The organism is Variovorax sp. FG153, assembly GCF_057809595.1.
In genome coordinates, this window is record NZ_JBMDKG010000052.1 from 25,255 (window position 1) to 39,717 (window position 14,463).

General features: G+C 70.3%; 13 protein-coding genes. 12 read left to right on the forward strand and 1 reads right to left on the reverse strand.

Annotated features, from left to right (window positions below):
• Positions 1-46 precede the first annotated feature (46 nt).
• Positions 47-673 carry an RNA polymerase sigma factor gene (locus tag ACODT0_RS35355; protein WP_489043383.1) on the forward strand — a complete coding sequence of 209 codons (627 nt, stop codon included), beginning with the start codon at positions 47-49 and terminating at the stop codon, positions 671-673.
• Here ACODT0_RS35355 and ACODT0_RS35360 read toward each other — a convergent pair.
• Complete coding sequence (locus ACODT0_RS35360) at positions 670-1,455, reverse strand: IclR family transcriptional regulator domain-containing protein (RefSeq protein WP_296782130.1); 786 nt, start codon at positions 1,453-1,455, stop codon at positions 670-672. The two genes, ACODT0_RS35355 and ACODT0_RS35360, sit on opposite strands and share 4 nt — an antisense overlap.
• A gap of 199 nt (positions 1,456-1,654) precedes the next feature.
• Between ACODT0_RS35360 and ACODT0_RS35365 the strand changes: the two genes are divergently transcribed.
• The 11 genes from ACODT0_RS35365 (at position 1,655) to ACODT0_RS35415 (ending at position 14,461) form a co-directional block, all read left to right on the forward strand.
• A complete protein-coding gene (locus ACODT0_RS35365) occupies positions 1,655-2,569 on the forward strand; it encodes a shikimate dehydrogenase family protein (RefSeq protein ID WP_261206631.1) in 915 nt (304 codons plus the stop codon).
• 26 nt (positions 2,570-2,595) lie between these two features.
• Positions 2,596-3,429 (forward strand): shikimate dehydrogenase family protein, encoded by an 834-nt coding sequence (locus ACODT0_RS35370; RefSeq protein WP_489043384.1) that lies wholly within the window; start codon positions 2,596-2,598, stop codon positions 3,427-3,429.
• 167 nt (positions 3,430-3,596) lie between these two features.
• A complete protein-coding gene (pcaB, locus tag ACODT0_RS35375; protein ID WP_057596429.1) occupies positions 3,597-4,796 on the forward strand; it encodes a 3-carboxy-cis,cis-muconate cycloisomerase in 1,200 nt (399 codons plus the stop codon).
• A gap of 35 nt (positions 4,797-4,831) precedes the next feature.
• On the forward strand, positions 4,832-5,257 hold the full coding sequence (locus ACODT0_RS35380) for a carboxymuconolactone decarboxylase family protein (RefSeq protein WP_296724900.1): 426 nt from the start codon (positions 4,832-4,834) through the stop codon (positions 5,255-5,257).
• A complete protein-coding gene (locus tag ACODT0_RS35385; protein WP_489043385.1) occupies positions 5,254-6,483 on the forward strand; it encodes an MFS transporter in 1,230 nt (409 codons plus the stop codon). Before ACODT0_RS35380 ends, ACODT0_RS35385 begins: the two co-directional genes overlap by 4 nt.
• Entirely contained in the window at positions 6,480-7,244 is a 765-nt protein-coding gene (locus ACODT0_RS35390; protein ID WP_208509884.1) for an alpha/beta fold hydrolase, read from the forward strand. The genes ACODT0_RS35385 and ACODT0_RS35390 overlap by 4 nt, the downstream gene beginning before the upstream one ends.
• Positions 7,245-7,435: 191 nt before the next feature.
• Positions 7,436-9,313: a bifunctional sugar phosphate isomerase/epimerase/4-hydroxyphenylpyruvate dioxygenase family protein gene (locus tag ACODT0_RS35395; RefSeq protein WP_489043396.1), complete on the forward strand. Its 1,878-nt coding sequence runs from the start codon at positions 7,436-7,438 to the stop codon at positions 9,311-9,313.
• A 56-nt stretch (positions 9,314-9,369) separates the two neighbouring features.
• Positions 9,370-10,782 (forward strand): MFS transporter, encoded by a 1,413-nt coding sequence (locus tag ACODT0_RS35400; protein WP_261206643.1) that lies wholly within the window; start codon positions 9,370-9,372, stop codon positions 10,780-10,782.
• 61 nt (positions 10,783-10,843) lie between these two features.
• On the forward strand, positions 10,844-11,539 hold the full coding sequence (locus ACODT0_RS35405; protein WP_057596432.1) for a DsbA family oxidoreductase: 696 nt from the start codon (positions 10,844-10,846) through the stop codon (positions 11,537-11,539).
• Between the two features lie 146 nt (positions 11,540-11,685).
• The gene (locus ACODT0_RS35410) at positions 11,686-13,224 is read left to right on the forward strand and encodes a DUF1800 domain-containing protein (protein ID WP_489043386.1); all 1,539 of its coding nucleotides are present in this window, start codon (positions 11,686-11,688) and stop codon (positions 13,222-13,224) included.
• Positions 13,225-13,249: 25 nt separating this feature from the next.
• Positions 13,250-14,461, forward strand: coding sequence for a DUF1501 domain-containing protein (locus ACODT0_RS35415; protein ID WP_261206648.1), 1,212 nt, complete (start codon positions 13,250-13,252; stop codon positions 14,459-14,461).
• The last annotated feature ends 2 nt before the right edge of the window (positions 14,462-14,463 follow it).

The window sequence follows — 14,463 nt, forward strand, 5'->3', positions numbered from 1 at the left end:
GCGTGCCCCTTTTTCGTCAGCCGATGCCTACCGAGACGGAGCCGTCATGAGCCTGAACATCCCGTGCCGCACTGCAGACCATTCCTTCGACGACGCCGCTTGTGGCGAGCCGCCCGATCCGGCGCCGCGGTGTGCCGCGTTGCAGGCGATCCTGGTCGCGAACTACGAGCACCTGCGACGCCGGCTGCTGCGGCACCTGGGATGTCCCGATCTGGCGAGCGAATGCCTGCACGAGGTCTGGCTACGGCTCGGGGACCTGGGCCTCGCGCACGACGTGCAGAACCCGCTGGCCTACATCCACCGCATGGCGAGCAACCTCGCCGTGGACCGGCTGCGCAGCCATCGGCCGTGGCAGTACGCGGGGGAGGAGCAGGTTGCGCTCGATGAATTGGTCGACCGTGCGCCTGGGCCCGAATCGATTGCACAGGCGCGTTCCGATGTGGCCGCGGTGGAGCGGGCGATGGAGCGGTTGCCGCGGCGCCATCGCGCGGTGCTGATCGCGTTGCGCATCGATGAGATGACGCGGGTGGAAGCGGCGGCGCGCTTCGAGCTGTCGTTGCGCAGCGTGGATACGGCGTTGCGGCAGGCGCTGGACTATTGCGCGGAGAGTGCGGGGCAGGAGGTGCTGACCGGCGTGAGCAGCTCGCGGCGCGCGCTGCGGGCAGTGGTCTAGATCAAGTTGCGCATCGCCTGCGCCGTCTCCCTCAACACCGGCAACACCCGCGCCACCGCGTCCTCCGAGCTTTCGTGCCCCATCGGCATCGTGATGTTGAGCGCGCCCACCAGCGTGCCGTGGCGGTCGCGCAGCGGCACCGCGATGCCGCGCGAGTTGAGGTCGAGCTGCTGCTCGGACAGCGCCCAGCCCTGGGCGCGGATGCGCGCGAGCTCGAGCTTCATGCGTTCCATGCTGGCGATGGTGTGCGAGGTGAAGACGGTGAGCTGGCGCGTGGCGAGCCATTCGTTGAGCTCGGTGTCGCCGCGCAGCGCGAGCATCAGCATGCCCGAGGCCGTGACCTGCGCGGGCACGCGCGCGCCGAGCACGTAGCCGGTGCTCATGCTGCGGTTGGGGCCGTTGCGCGCGATGTAGACCACCTCGTCGCCGTCCATCACGCTGAGGTAGGCGATCTCGTTGGTGCCGGCGGCCACGCGCTGCAGAAAGGGTTGCACCACGCGCGGCAGCCGTGCCGATTCGAGGTAGGACTGGCCCAGCCGCAGCACGCGCGGCGTGAGCCAGAACAGCTTGCCGTCGCTCGCCACATAGCCCATGTGCTGCAGGGTCAGCAGGTAGCGGCGCGCGGCCGTGCGCGTCATGTTCGTGCGCTGGCCGGCCTGGCTCGCCGTGAGGCGCGGGTTGGCGTCGTCGAAGGCCTCGATGATGCTCACGCCGCGCTCCAGGCCGGCGATCCAGTCGCGCTTGTCGAGGCCGGGCGGTGCGGGTGGGTCGTCGTTGCTCATGACCGGGAGTGTGCCTGCGCCGCCGCCCGGCCGCAGTGCCCGATGCGTGGGCAAAAACCCTAGGTTTGAACGATTGACGATCTCGAAAGATCGATGATCGAACGAAATGGTCGTCTGACGTCAGCAGGCTCGGGACGAAAGGACTATAAAGCCGGGCATCCAGCCTCGAAACGAGCGATTGACGAACGGAAAGACGCCCATGAGCCTCCCCATCAGCGGCAGCACCCAGGCCTACCTGATTCCCGGCGACCCGGTGCGCAATGTGCGGCTGCCGCGCATGTTCAACGCCGCCTTCGAGCGCTTCGGCATCGACGCGGTGCTGTTGCCGATGCAGGTGCCGGTGCGCGACTTCGCGGTGTTCTTCAAGTCGGCCTTCCTCGCGCGCAATGTGCGCGGCATGGTGATCGCGCCGCCGCACAAGCCGCTGGTGGTCGACCTGCTCGAAGGCGCGGGCCTGTTCGGCCGCGTGGCCGGCTCGGTCAACGTGGTGCGCCGCACCGAGGCCGGCCAGCTCGAGGGCGACCTGTTCGACGGCGAAGGCCTGATCGGCGCGCTCGACCGCTTCGCGATTCCGTTTCGTGGCAAGCGCGTGCTGATCCTCGGTGCGGGCGTGAGCGCGGCGGCGATCGGCGTGGCGCTGGCCGAGGGCGGCACGGTCGATGGGGCGGAGTACATCGCCTTCTACGACAGCTCCGCGGGCAAGGCCGCGGGCGTGGCCGCCAAGCTCGATGCCTTCTTCGACGCCCGCGTGGTGGCGGTGGACAGCAACGCGCCCGAGGGCTACGACCTGGTCGTCAATGCCACGCCGCTGGGCCTGACCGACGACGATGCAGCGCCGGTCGACGTGGCGCGCATGGACGGCCACGCGGCCCTGTTCGACATCCTGCTGCGCAACCAGCCCACGCCGCTGGTGCGCGCGGCGCGTGCACGCGGCCTCAACGCACAGGCCGGCTTCGAGATGCTGATCCAGCAGATGCCGCACTACTTCGACTACTTCGGCCATGCCGATGCGGCGGCGGCGCTGCGTGCCGACTCGGACTTCCTGCGCGAGATCGTCTACCCCGACGCGATGCGCGCCGAGATCGCCACGCCGTTGCGTTACGGCGCGGCCTGAACCTCTTTTTTTATTTGGCTTCGCGCATGATTTCCGGCAAGACCACGCTCATCGCCCACCTGGGCTATCCCACCGAGGCCTTCAAGGCCCCGATGATCTACAACCCCTGGTTCGAGCAGCAGGGCATCGACGCGGTGGTGGTGCCGATGGGCGTGAAGCCCGAGGACTACGCGGCCTCGCTCGCGCAGATCTTCCGCTTCAGCAACCTGCGCGGCGCGCTGGTGACGATGCCGCACAAGGTCACGACCATGTCGCTGGTCGACGAGGTCACGCCCACCGCGCGCATCGCGGGTGCCTGCAACGCGATCCTCAAGCGGGCCGACGGCACGCTGCTGGGCGACCAGTTCGACGGCGCGGGCTTCGTGCGCGGCGTGGAGCGCAAGGGCCGGCCTTTCCGGGGCACGCGCGTGCTGGTGTCGGGCGCGGGCGGGGTGGGCTCGGCCATCGCGGCCTCGATCGCGGCGGCCGGCGCGGCCGAGCTGATGCTGTTCGATGCGCATGCGGCCTCGGCCGAGGCGCTGGCGGGGCGGCTGCGCGAACACTATCCGCAACTGAAGGTGGCCACCGGCTCGAAGGACCCGGCGGGCTTCGACGTGATCGTCAATGCCACGCCGCTGGGCATGAAGGCCGACGATCCGCTGCCCTTCGACATCGATCGCATCGATGCCGGCACCTTCGTCGGCGAGGTCGTGATGAAGACCGAGTACACGCCGCTGCTCGAGGCGGCGCGCGCCAGGGGCTGCGCGGTGCAGGTCGGCACCGACATGCTGTTCGAGATGATCCCGGCCTACCTCGAGTTCTTCGGCTTCGGCAGCGCGACGGCCGACGAGTTGCGCGCCAGCGCGCGGCTGAGCTACTGAGATGAAAGACAAACAGCCGGACGCAGAGGACGCGAAGGTTTCGCGAAGAACGCAAAAGGGATTCAAGAAAATTTTTGAGACCTTCTTTCGCGACCTTCGCGGAACCTTCGCGTCCTCTGCGTCCGGAAGTCCGCTCCCGTATTCGACCCCCCACATCGCCCCCTGACATGAGCATCTTCGAAGGCTTTCTCTCCACTTCCGAAACCCTGGGCGCCTTCAGCGACCGTGCCTTCGTCGATGCGATGCTGCGCTTCGAGGCCGCGCTCGCGCGCGCGCAAGCGGCCGAGGGGCTGATCCCCGAGAGCGCGGCGCACTCGATCGTCGGCAGCTGCAAGGTCGAGCTGTTCGACGTCGCCAAGATCGTGCGCGAGAGCGGCCGCGCGGGCAGCGTGGCGATCCCGCTGGTGAAGGCGCTGCGCGAGGCGGTCGGGCTCTTCAATGCCGAGGCGGCGCCCTTCGTGCACTTCGGCAGCACCAGCCAGGACGTGATCGACAGCGCGATGTCGCTGGTCACGCGCGAGGCGGTGGCGCTGATCGAGACCGACCTCGCCAAGGCGGCCGAGGCGCTGCTGCAGCTCGCGGTGCAGCATGCCGCCACGCCGATGCTCGCGCGCACGCTGATGCAGCCGGCCTCGGTCACCAGCTTCGGCTTCAAGTGCGCGGGCTGGGCCGCGCCGTTGGTACGCAGCCGGCTGCGGCTGCGCGAGGCCGCGCGCCATGCGCTGCAGTTGCAGCTCGGCGGCGCGGTCGGCACGCTGGCGCAGATGGGGCCGCAGGCGGGCGCGGTGCGCGCGCGCATGGCGAAGGAACTGGGGCTGGCCGATCCGGGCGCGACCTGGCACACGCAGCGCGACGAATGGGTAGCGCTGGGCTGCGAGCTCGGCCTGCTGACCGGCAGCCTCGGCAAGATCGCGGTCGACGTGTCGCTCTTGGGCCAGTACGAGGTGGCCGAGGTGGCCGAGCCCAGCGAGCCCGGGCGTGGCGGTTCGTCGGCCATGCCGCACAAGCGCAACCCGGTGGCGTCGATGGTGGCGATCGCCGCCGCGCATCGCGCGCCGCAGCGCGTGGCGGCCTTGCTCGGCGCCATGCCGCAACAGCACGAGCGCGCGCTCGGCGCCTGGCAGGCCGAGCTCGGCGAATGGCCGCAGCTGCTGATGTCTGCGCACGGCAGCGTGCGCGCCATGGCGGCGGCGCTGCCGGGTCTGCAGGTGGATGCCGCGCGCATGCGCGCCAACATCGACCGGCTGCGCGCCGAGCTGCCGCGCGACGCGGCCGACGAATGGTTCGATCCCGCGCTGGCCGTGCGCGCCGGCGAGATCGCGCTGGCCGAGGTGAAGGCACTGCGCGCGCAACTGCTGCCCACCTGAGATTCGCAAGAACACACGAACAAGGATTCCCGGACATGACTTCCTCTTCCGACACCCCCGCCGACGGCTACGAATCGGGCCTGCTCAACCGCCGCCGCGTGCTCGGCGACGCCTGGGTCGACCGCTCGCTGGCCAACCGCAACAGCTTCAATGCCGAGTTCCAGGAACTGATCACGCGCCATGCGTGGAACGACATCTGGGGCCGCCCCGCGCTGGGCGACAAGACGCGCCGTTTCATGGTGCTGTCGATGATGCTCGGCATCCACGCCTACGAGGAATTCGCGATGCACGTGCGCGCGGCGCTCGACGGCCCGCCCGAGTCGCGGCTCACGCCCGAGGACATCAAGGAAGTGATCATGATGGCCGCCATCTACTGCGGCGTGCCGGTCGCCAACCATGCCTTCGGCATCGCCACCAACATCCTGCGCGAGAAGGGCCTGCTGCCTGCGGCGGCGCAGTGAGGGCGCCGCGAGGGCCGCAAGGGCAGCGGCAAGGCGGCTGGCACGCCGGCTTCGCGCTGCTGCTGCCGTTGCTGCTCGCGGCCCAGCCGGTGGCCACCGACAGCTACCTGCCGGCACTGCCCGCGATCGCCAGGGAACTCGGTTCGGCCAGCACCAGCCTCACGCTGTTCGTGCTGGCCTTCGGCTTCGCGCAACTGCTGTGCGGACCGCTGGCCGACCGCTTCGGCCGCCGGCCGGTGCTGCTGGCGGGCCTGGGCTGCTATGCGCTGGCCGCGCTCGGCGGCGCCTTCGCGGGCAGCGTGTTCATGCTGGCCGGCTGGCGCACCTTGCAGGGCTTCTCGATGGCGGCGATCCTGGTCTGCGCGCGCGCCGCGGTGCGCGATCTCTATCCGGCCCACGAGGGACCGCACGTCATGGCGCGCGGGCTCACGGGGCTGGGCGTGGTCGGGCTGGTGGCGCCGCTGCTCGGTGCCTGGCTGGTGCAGGGCGCGGGCTGGCGCTGGGTGATGGGCGCGATGGCGCTCTATGCGCTGGTGCTGTTCGCGCTGTGCTGGCGCTCCTTCGGCGAGACCCGGCCGAGCTTCGTCGACACGCCTTCGGCGCCGCGCGGCAGCACGCGCGTGGTGTTCGCGAGCCGTGCCTTCCGCGCCTGGGCCTCGGTGGCGGCCTCGACCTATGGCGGCCTGTTCTGCTTCCTGCTGCTGTCGCCGATGGTCTACATCGGCTACCTCGGCTGGTCGCCCGCCTGGTACGGCTGGATCCCGGCCGGCGGTTCGCTGGTCTATATCTTCAGCACCACCATGTGCCGCCGGCTGCTGCGCCGCCACGGGCCGGTGCGCACCGTGCAACTGGGCGCCTCGCTGAGCATGGCGGGCGCCGCGATCCAGGTGCTGGGCTGCTGGCTCGCGCCGCTGAGCGCGGTGCCGCTGCTGGCGGGCCATGCGGTCTATTGCCTGGGCCACGGCATCCACCAGCCCTGCGGCCAGGCCGGCGCGGTGGGCGACCTGCCGCAGCTCGCGGGCCGCGCCGTCTCGTGGTCGGGCTTCGGCATGATGATGGTCGCCTTCTGCGTCGGGCAGTTCGCCGCGCTGTTCGTCGATGCCGACTACTCGAACGGCGCCTGGCCGATGGTGATCCCCATGGTCGCCGCCGCCTGCTCGCTGCTGACCATCGCCTTCTTCTGGCTCCCCCGTCTTCATCCCCTCTCGAAGGAACCCGCACCATGACCCGTCTGAACCTCGTACGCGAAGGCAATGGCCCGATCGTCGTGCTGAGCCATGCGCTCGGCTGCGACCTCCGCATGTGGGACGGCGTGGCCGCGCAGCTCGCGCGTGCCCACACCGTGCTGCGCTACGACCACCGCAACCACGGCGCCTCGGAGCGCGTGCCGGGCGCTTTGCGCATCGAGACGCTGGCGCAGGACGCGGCCGAGCTGATCCAGCGCGAGGCCGGCGGCGAGCCGGTGCACTTCGTCGGCCTGTCGATGGGCGGCATGACGGCGCAGGCGCTGGCCGTGCGCCATCCCGAGCTGCTGCGCACCGTGACCATCGCGAACTCCTCGGCCCACTATCCCGACCAGGCACCCTGGCGCGCGCGCGCCGAGACCGTGGCCGCGCGCGGCGTGGCCGCGATCGCGCCGGGCGCGGTGTCGCGCTGGCTCACGCCGGCCTTCGCGGCCACGCCCGAGGGCCAGGTGGCGGCCCAGCAGCTGCAGGCGGTGTTGCTGGCCAACGATCCGCAGGCCTACATCGAGAGCTGCAACGCGGTGGCGGCCATCGATTTCCGCGACAGCAACCGCCGCATCGCGGTGCCCACGCTGGTGATCGGCGGCCTGCAGGACGAGGCCACGCCGTTCGCGATGTCGGAAGCCATCGCCGCGGCGATCCCCCACGCGCGGCTCGCCAGCATCGATGCCGCGCACGTGAGCGCGGTCGAGCGGCCGGTCGAATTCGCGCAGCTGCTGATCGATTACTGGCGCAGTCTCTGATTCGGCGGGGGCATCGATGGTCCGCCGGACCTAGGTGTAACCCCTGATTCGTGCGAAATTCGCACGATGGCGTTCGATGATCGATCAAAGGCCGCGCTAAATGGTTGTGGGCACGGGCCGGCGTTCCTAAAGTCGCTCCCGTGAACACGCTCCAGCCCTCCGCCGACCTTTCGCAGCGCGCCGCGCCGCGCATGCACCGCTCGATCGCCACCGTCTCGCTCAGCGGCACGCTGCGCCAGAAGCTCGAGGCGATCGCGGCAGCGGGCTTCGACGGCATCGAGCTGTTCGAGAGCGACTTCGTCAACTTCAAGGGCACGGCCGCCGAGCTGCGCGGCCTCGCGGCCGACCTGGGCCTCGCGATCGACCTCTACCAGCCGTTCCGCGACTTCGAAGGCATGCCCGAGCCGCAGTTCCGCCGCGGCCTGGAGCGCGCCGAGCGCAAGTTCGAGCTGATGGCCGCGCTGGGCGTGCCGCTGATGCTGTGCTGCTCGAACACCTCGCCGCTCGCGCTCGACGATCCCGCGCGCGCCGCCGCGCAGCTGCATGCGCTGGCCGAACGCGCCGCGACCCATGGCCTGCGCGTGGGCTTCGAGGCGCTGGCCTGGGGCCGCTTCACCTCGCGTTACGGCCAGGCCTGGGACATCGTGCGGCGCGCCGGCCATCCCGCGCTGGGCCTGATCCTCGACAGCTTCCACACGCTCTCGCTGCGCGACGACCCGGCCGGCATCGCCGACATCCCGGGCGAGAAGATCTTCTTCCTGCAGATGGCCGATGCGCCGCAGCTCTCGATGGACGTGCTGCAGTGGGCGCGCCACCACCGCGTGTTTCCGGGGCAGGGCGACTTCGACGTGGCGGGCTTCTATGCGCAGGTGCTGCGCGCCGGCTACACCGGGCCGCTGTCGCTCGAAATCTTCAACGACCTGTTCCGTGAGACGCCGAACCGCCGCACCGCGGTCGATGCGATGCGCTCGCTGCTGTACCTCGAGAGCCAGGTGCGCGAATGCGTTCCGGCAGCACGGCCTTTGCTGTTCGACCCGCCGCATGCGCCGGCCTTTCGCGGCCTGTCCTTCATCGAGTTCGCGGCCGACGAGGCCTCGGCCGACGCGCTCGGGGCTTTGCTCCAGCAACTGGGCTTTCGCCGCGCGGGCCGCCATCGCTCGAAGGCCGTCACGCTCTACCGCCAGGGCGACATCCACATGGTCGTGAATGCGCAGCCCGAGAGCTTCGCGCGCACTCGCTTCGAGGCGCACGGCACCTCGGTCTGTGCGCTGGGCGTGCGCACCGACGATCCGCAGGCCGCGGTGGGGGGCGCCCCCCCGCTGTGCTCGCAGCGGCACGACAGCCCGGTCGGTCCCGGCGAGCAGGCCGTGCCCGCGATCGTGGTGCCGGGCGGCAACCTGCTGCATTTCATTCCGTCGTCGCTCGGCGCCACGGGGCTCTACGAGGCCGACTTCATCCTCGAGCCTGGCGAAGCGCAGGGCGAAGAGGAGAGCGATGGCGCCGGCCTGCGCGCCATCGACCATGTCGCGCTCGGCCTCGCGCTCGACCAGCTCGACACCTGGGTGCTGTTCTCGCGCGCCGTGCTCGGACTCGAGGTCGGCGAGAGCCTGGAGCTGGCCGATCCCTTCGGCCTGATCAAGAGCCGTGGCGTGGCCGATGCCACGCGCAGCCTGCGGTTCGTGCTCAACGTCTCGCTGAGCCAGCGCACGCGCACCGCGCGCACCGTGCATGCGCAGGGTGGCGGCGCGGTGCATCACGTGGCGCTGCGCAGCGACGACATCTTCGCGTCGGTGGCGCGGCTGCGTGCCAACGGCGTGCGCTTCGTGCCGATCTCGGACAACTACTACGACGACCTCGCCACGCGCACCGAGCTCGATGCCGCGCTGGTCGAACGCATGCGCGCGGCGGGCGTGCTGTTCGACCGCTCGCCGGCCGGCGACTACCTGCACATCTACACCGAGAGCTTCGAGGACGGCCTGTTCTTCGAGGTGGCGCAGCGCATCGGCGGCTACGACGCCTACGGCGCGCTCAACGCGCCGGCGCGCATGGCCTCGCAGGCCCAGGACTGATTTCCCTTTCGTTCATCCATTCACCCGCTCATCCTCGTCCACACCGGAGACAACCCATGGCGAACACCAAGGCTCACGAGCCACAAGGCAAGCACCAGTCGAAGAAGGCCGCCGCCAGCGGCTGGATCGGCTCGGCGCTCGAGTACTACGACTTCTTCATCTACGCCACCGCCGCGGCGCTGATCTTTCCGCAGATCTTCTTTCCCAAGGGCGACCCGACCACGGCCATCATCGCCTCGCTCGCGACCTACGGCGTGGGCTATGTCGCGCGGCCCATCGGCGCCTTCGTGCTCGGCCACTGGGGCGACACGCACGGGCGCAAGCAGGTGCTGATCCTGTGCATGTTCCTCATGGGCTTCTCGACCGTGGCCGTGGGCCTGCTGCCCACCTACGACCAGATCGGCCTGGCGGCGCCCGCGCTGCTGGTGATCCTGCGGCTGATCCAGGGCTTCGCGGTGGCCGGCGAGATCTCGGGCGCGAGCTCGATGATCCTCGAGCACGCGCCCTTCGGCCGGCGCGGCTTCTTCGCGAGCTTCACGCTGCAGGGCGTGCAGGCCGGCCAGATCATGGCGGCCGCCGTGTTCCTGCCGCTCGCGCACTACATGCCCGAGGAGGCCTTCAACTCGTGGGGCTGGCGCATCCCGTTCCTGCTGAGCTTCGTCGTCATCATCGCGGGCTACATCATCCGCCGCGAGGTCGACGAGACCCCGGCCTTCGCCGAGGCCGACAAGAAGGGCGAGGTGCCGCGCTCGCCGATCGTGCAGGCCTTCACCGACAGCTGGGCCGACATGCTGCGCGTGGTCTGCATGGCGCTGATGAATGTGATCCCGGTGGTCGCCACCATCTTCGGCGCCGCCTACGCGGTGCAGTCGGCCTACGGCATCGGCTTCCAGAAGGACGTCTACCTGTGGATCCCGGTGCTCGGCAACATCCTCGCGGTGCTGGTGATCCCGTTCGTGGGCAACCTCTCGGACCGCATCGGCCGCAAGCCGCCGATCATCGTCGGCGCGCTGGCCTCGGGCCTGCTCTCGTTCGCCTACCTCTATGCCATCAGCGTGCGCAACGTGCCGCTCGCGATCTGCATGTCGTTGCTGATGTGGGGCATCGTCTACCAGGGCTACAACGCCACCTTCCCGAGCTTCTATCCCGAGCTGTTCCGCACCCGCAACCGGGTGTCGGCCATGGCTATCTCGCAGAACATCGGCACCACCTTCACGGCCCTGCTGCCCGCGCTGTTCGCCGCGGTCGCGCCGCCCGGCTCCAGCAACATCTGGCTCACCGTGGGCAGCATCACCTTCGCCGTGACCGTGCTGGCCGCGCTGGCCGCGATCAGCGCGCGCGAAACCTACCGCGTGCACATGAACGACCTCGGCGATCCGGATGCCGTGCCGGTCGACAAGGCCGAGTACGACCGCCTGCGGGCCCAGACCCTGGGCGCGAGCCCGGTGACGGCGCGCGCCACGGCCTGACGCCGCAGGGGTGGGGCGGCGGAAGACCTTGCACCTGACAAGGCCGCCGCCGCGCGGAAGAATGGCGGCCATGACCAGCCCATCCTCCTCCCACCTCAAGATCGATTTCGTCTCGGACGTCTCCTGCCCCTGGTGCGCCGTCGGCCTGGGCTCGCTGGAGGCCGCGATCGCCCGCGTGGCGCCCGGGGTGACGGCCGAGCTGCACTTCCAGCCCTTCGAGCTCAACCCGCAGATGCCGCCCGAGGGCCAGGACACCTTCGAGCACCTGAACCAGAAATACGGTTCCACGCGCGAGCAGCAGGCGCAGATGCGCGAGGCCATCCGCCAGCGCGGCGAGGCCGTCGGCTTCGTCTTCAATCCCGAGGGCCGGCCGCGCATCTACAACACCTTCGACGCGCACCGGCTGCTGCACTGGGCCGAGCTCGAGGACGCGGCCAAGCAGGTCGCGCTGAAGAAGTCGCTGCTCAAGGCCTACTTCACCGATGCCGAGAATCCTTCCGACCCCGAGGTGCTGGTGCGGCTCGCGGCAGCGGCGGGTCTCGATCCGGCACGGGCGCGCGAGATCCTGGCCAGCGACGAATACGCGGCCGAGACCCGCGCGCGCGAGCGCATGTACACCGACGCGGGCATCCACTCGGTGCCCGCGATCATCATCAACGACCAGCACCTGATCTCGGGCGGCCAGCCGGTGGAGGTGTTCGAGCGCGCGCTGCGGCAGATCGCGGGCGCGCAGCCCAGCGCGGTGGCGTCGGCCTGAGCCACGGGGGCGTTTCGCCTTGAAACGAAGCTGACGGGCAGCTTTACACGGCGCTGGCATCCTGGGTCAACCGCGCACCGACGGCGCGGGTTGAACCCACCATGCACATCTCTTCGATCCGGTCGCGCCTCGCACGGGGCGCATGGATGGCAGCCGCCGCGCTGTGGCTCGCGGGCTGCGCGCTCGGCACGCGGCCCGACGCGACGCCGCTCGCTTTGCGCGGCGCACCGCCCGATGCACTGACCCAGCTGCGCTGGCTCGACCGCGTGAGCTGGGGCGCGAACGCGAGCGGCCAGGCCGAAGTCGAGAAGCAGGGCCTCGTGGTGTGGATGGGCCGGCAACTGAAGCCCGCGCCGCAGCCGCTGCCGGCAGAAGCCCAGGCGCAGATCGACACGATGGAGATCGCGCGCACGCCCGTGGACACGCTCGCGATCGCGCTCGATGCCGAGCGCAAGTCCGCCGATGCGCTGGCCGACGAGGACCAGAAGAAGGCCGCGCGCCAGGCCTACCAGCAGCACCTGAGCCGGCTCGCGCGCGAGGCGCAGCAGCGCTTCGTGTTGCGCGCGCTCTATTCGCCGAACCAGTTGCAGGAGCAGATGACCTGGTTCTGGATGAACCACTTCAACGTCAGCCAGCGCAAGGGCGGCGACATGCGCGCGCTGATCGGCGACTACGAGGAGAACGCGATACGCCCGCATGCGCTGGGGCGTTTCCGCGACCTGGTCGGTGCCACGCTGCACCATCCCGCGATGCTGCGCTATCTCGACAACGCGCAGAACGCCGCCAACCGCATCAACGAGAACTACGCGCGCGAGCTGATGGAACTGCACACGCTGGGCGTGGGCAGCGGCTATTCGCAGGCCGACGTGCAGGAGCTCGCGCGCGTGCTCACCGGCGTGGGCGTGAGCCTGCAGCCGGCCGATGCGCCGCCGCCCAAGCTCAGGCCCGCGATCGCCGCCGACTACCGGCGCCAGGGCCTGTTCGAGTTCAATCCCAACCGCCACGACTACGGCCCCAAGACGCTGCTGGGCGAGCCGATCCGTGGCCGCGGCCTGGCCGAGGTCGACGAGGCGCTCGACCGCCTCGCGCGCGCGCCGGCCACCGCGCGCTTCGTCTCGCGCAAGCTCGCCGTCTATTTCGTGGCCGACGATCCATCGAACGCGCTGGTCGAGCGCATGGCCGCGAGCTTCACGCGCAGCGACGGCGATATCGCCGCCACCCTGCGCACGCTGTTCGAGTCGCCCGAGTTCACGGCCTCGCTGGGCCGCAAGTTCCGCGACCCGGTGCACTACGCGATCGCGGGCGTGCGGCTGGCCTACGACGGCCGCGTGGCGGCGAACGTCGGCCCGTTGCTCAACTGGATCGACCGCATGGGCCAGCCGCTCTACGGCCACGAGACGCCCGACGGCTATCCGCTGCACGAGGCTGCCTGGGCCAGCGCGGGGCAGATGAACACGCGCTTCGAGATCGCGCGCATCCTCGGTGCGAACGGTGCCGTGCTGTTCCGCACCGATGCCAAGGCGCCGCTCGAGAGCCCGGCCTTCCCGCCGCTGGCCGAGTCGCCCGCGGTGCGCGAGATGCAGACCGGCTTCGGTGCCGGCACGCGCGAGGTGCTCGCGCAGGCGAAGAACCCGTCCGAATGGAACACGCTGCTGCTGGCCGCGCCCGAGCTGATGCGCCGCTAGCGCCCCCTTGAAGAAGGACAAGCCGATGCAACGCCGAGAACTGCTCCGTTTCGCCGCCGCCGCGCCGCTGGCCGGCGCCGCCGCCCGCCTGATCGCCGCGCCGGCCGCCGAGGGCGCCAAGCTGCTGGTCGTGTTCCTGCGCGGTGCCTACGACAGCACCAGCCTGCTGGTGCCCACCTCGAGCGATTTCTACTACGCCTCGCGGCCCGGCATCGCGATCGGGCGACCGGGCACCAGCGGCGGCGCGCTGCCGCTCGATGCCGACTGGGGCCTGCATCCCGCGCTCGCGCAGAGCGTGATGCCCCTGTTCCAGCAGAAGCAGGCTGCGTTCATCGCCTTCGCCGGCACCGACGACCTCACGCGCAGCCACTTCGAGACGCAGGACGGCATCGAGCTGGGCCAGGCACTCGACCGCCGGCGCGACTACCGCTCGGGCTTCCTCAACCGCCTCGCCGGCGTGCTCGGCGCGGGGCCGCTCGCCGACGTCTCGCCGATGGCCTTCACCGACCAGTTGCCGATCTCGCTGCGTGGCGATGCGAGGGCCGCCAACATGGCGCTCGCGGGCAATGCGCGGCCCACCCTCGATGCGCGCCAGAGCCAGCTCATCGCCTCGATGTACCGCGACACCCCGCTCGCGCAGACCGTGGCCGAGGGCTTCCAGGTGCGCGACGAGGTGCGGCGCGCGATGCAGGCCGAAATGGATGCAGCAAGCCGCAACGCCATGACCTCCAAGGGCTTCGAACTCGTCGCCCGCCGCATGGCCGCGCTGATGCGCGAGCGCTACGACCTCGGCTTCGTCGATGTCGGCGGCTGGGACACCCACGTGGGGCAGGGGGCGGCCACCGGCTACCTCGCGAACCGCTTCGAGGAACTGGGCCGCGGCCTCGCGGCCTTCGCGCAGGAGATGGAGCCCGAGAACTGGCGCCAGACCGTGGTGGTGGTCATCAGCGAGTTCGGCCGTACCTTCCGCGAGAACGGCAACAAGGGCACCGACCATGGCCATGGCACGGTCTACTGGGTGCTCGGCGGCGGCCTCTCGGCGCAGGCCGGCGGCCGCGTGGTCGGCGAGCAGCAGGCGCTGACGGCCGCCACGCTGTTCCAGAACCGCGACTATCCGGTGCTCAACGAATACCGCGCGGTGCTCGGCGGTCTGTTCCAGCGCATGTACGGACTCTCGCCCGCGCAGGTCGCGAAGGTGTTCGACGGCGTGACGCCGAAGGACCTGAAGCTGGTGTGAGG

Excerpts from the sequence above, each read along its gene's own strand:
- ACODT0_RS35355 (WP_489043383.1), top strand. The coding sequence starts at position 47 with ATGAGCCTGAACATCCCGTGCCGCACTGCAGACCATTCCTTCGACGAC.
- ACODT0_RS35360 (WP_296782130.1), bottom strand. The coding sequence starts at position 1,455 with ATGAGCAACGACGACCCACCCGCACCGCCCGGCCTCGACAAGCGCGAC.
- ACODT0_RS35365 (WP_261206631.1), top strand. The coding sequence starts at position 1,655 with ATGAGCCTCCCCATCAGCGGCAGCACCCAGGCCTACCTGATTCCCGGC.
- ACODT0_RS35370 (WP_489043384.1), top strand. The coding sequence starts at position 2,596 with ATGATTTCCGGCAAGACCACGCTCATCGCCCACCTGGGCTATCCCACC.
- pcaB (WP_057596429.1), top strand. The coding sequence starts at position 3,597 with ATGAGCATCTTCGAAGGCTTTCTCTCCACTTCCGAAACCCTGGGCGCC.
- ACODT0_RS35380 (WP_296724900.1), top strand. The coding sequence starts at position 4,832 with ATGACTTCCTCTTCCGACACCCCCGCCGACGGCTACGAATCGGGCCTG.
- ACODT0_RS35390 (WP_208509884.1), top strand. The coding sequence starts at position 6,480 with ATGACCCGTCTGAACCTCGTACGCGAAGGCAATGGCCCGATCGTCGTG.
- ACODT0_RS35395 (WP_489043396.1), top strand. The coding sequence starts at position 7,436 with ATGCACCGCTCGATCGCCACCGTCTCGCTCAGCGGCACGCTGCGCCAG.
- ACODT0_RS35400 (WP_261206643.1), top strand. The coding sequence starts at position 9,370 with ATGGCGAACACCAAGGCTCACGAGCCACAAGGCAAGCACCAGTCGAAG.
- ACODT0_RS35405 (WP_057596432.1), top strand. The coding sequence starts at position 10,844 with ATGGCGGCCATGACCAGCCCATCCTCCTCCCACCTCAAGATCGATTTC.
- ACODT0_RS35410 (WP_489043386.1), top strand. The coding sequence starts at position 11,686 with ATGGCAGCCGCCGCGCTGTGGCTCGCGGGCTGCGCGCTCGGCACGCGG.
- ACODT0_RS35415 (WP_261206648.1), top strand. The coding sequence starts at position 13,250 with ATGCAACGCCGAGAACTGCTCCGTTTCGCCGCCGCCGCGCCGCTGGCC.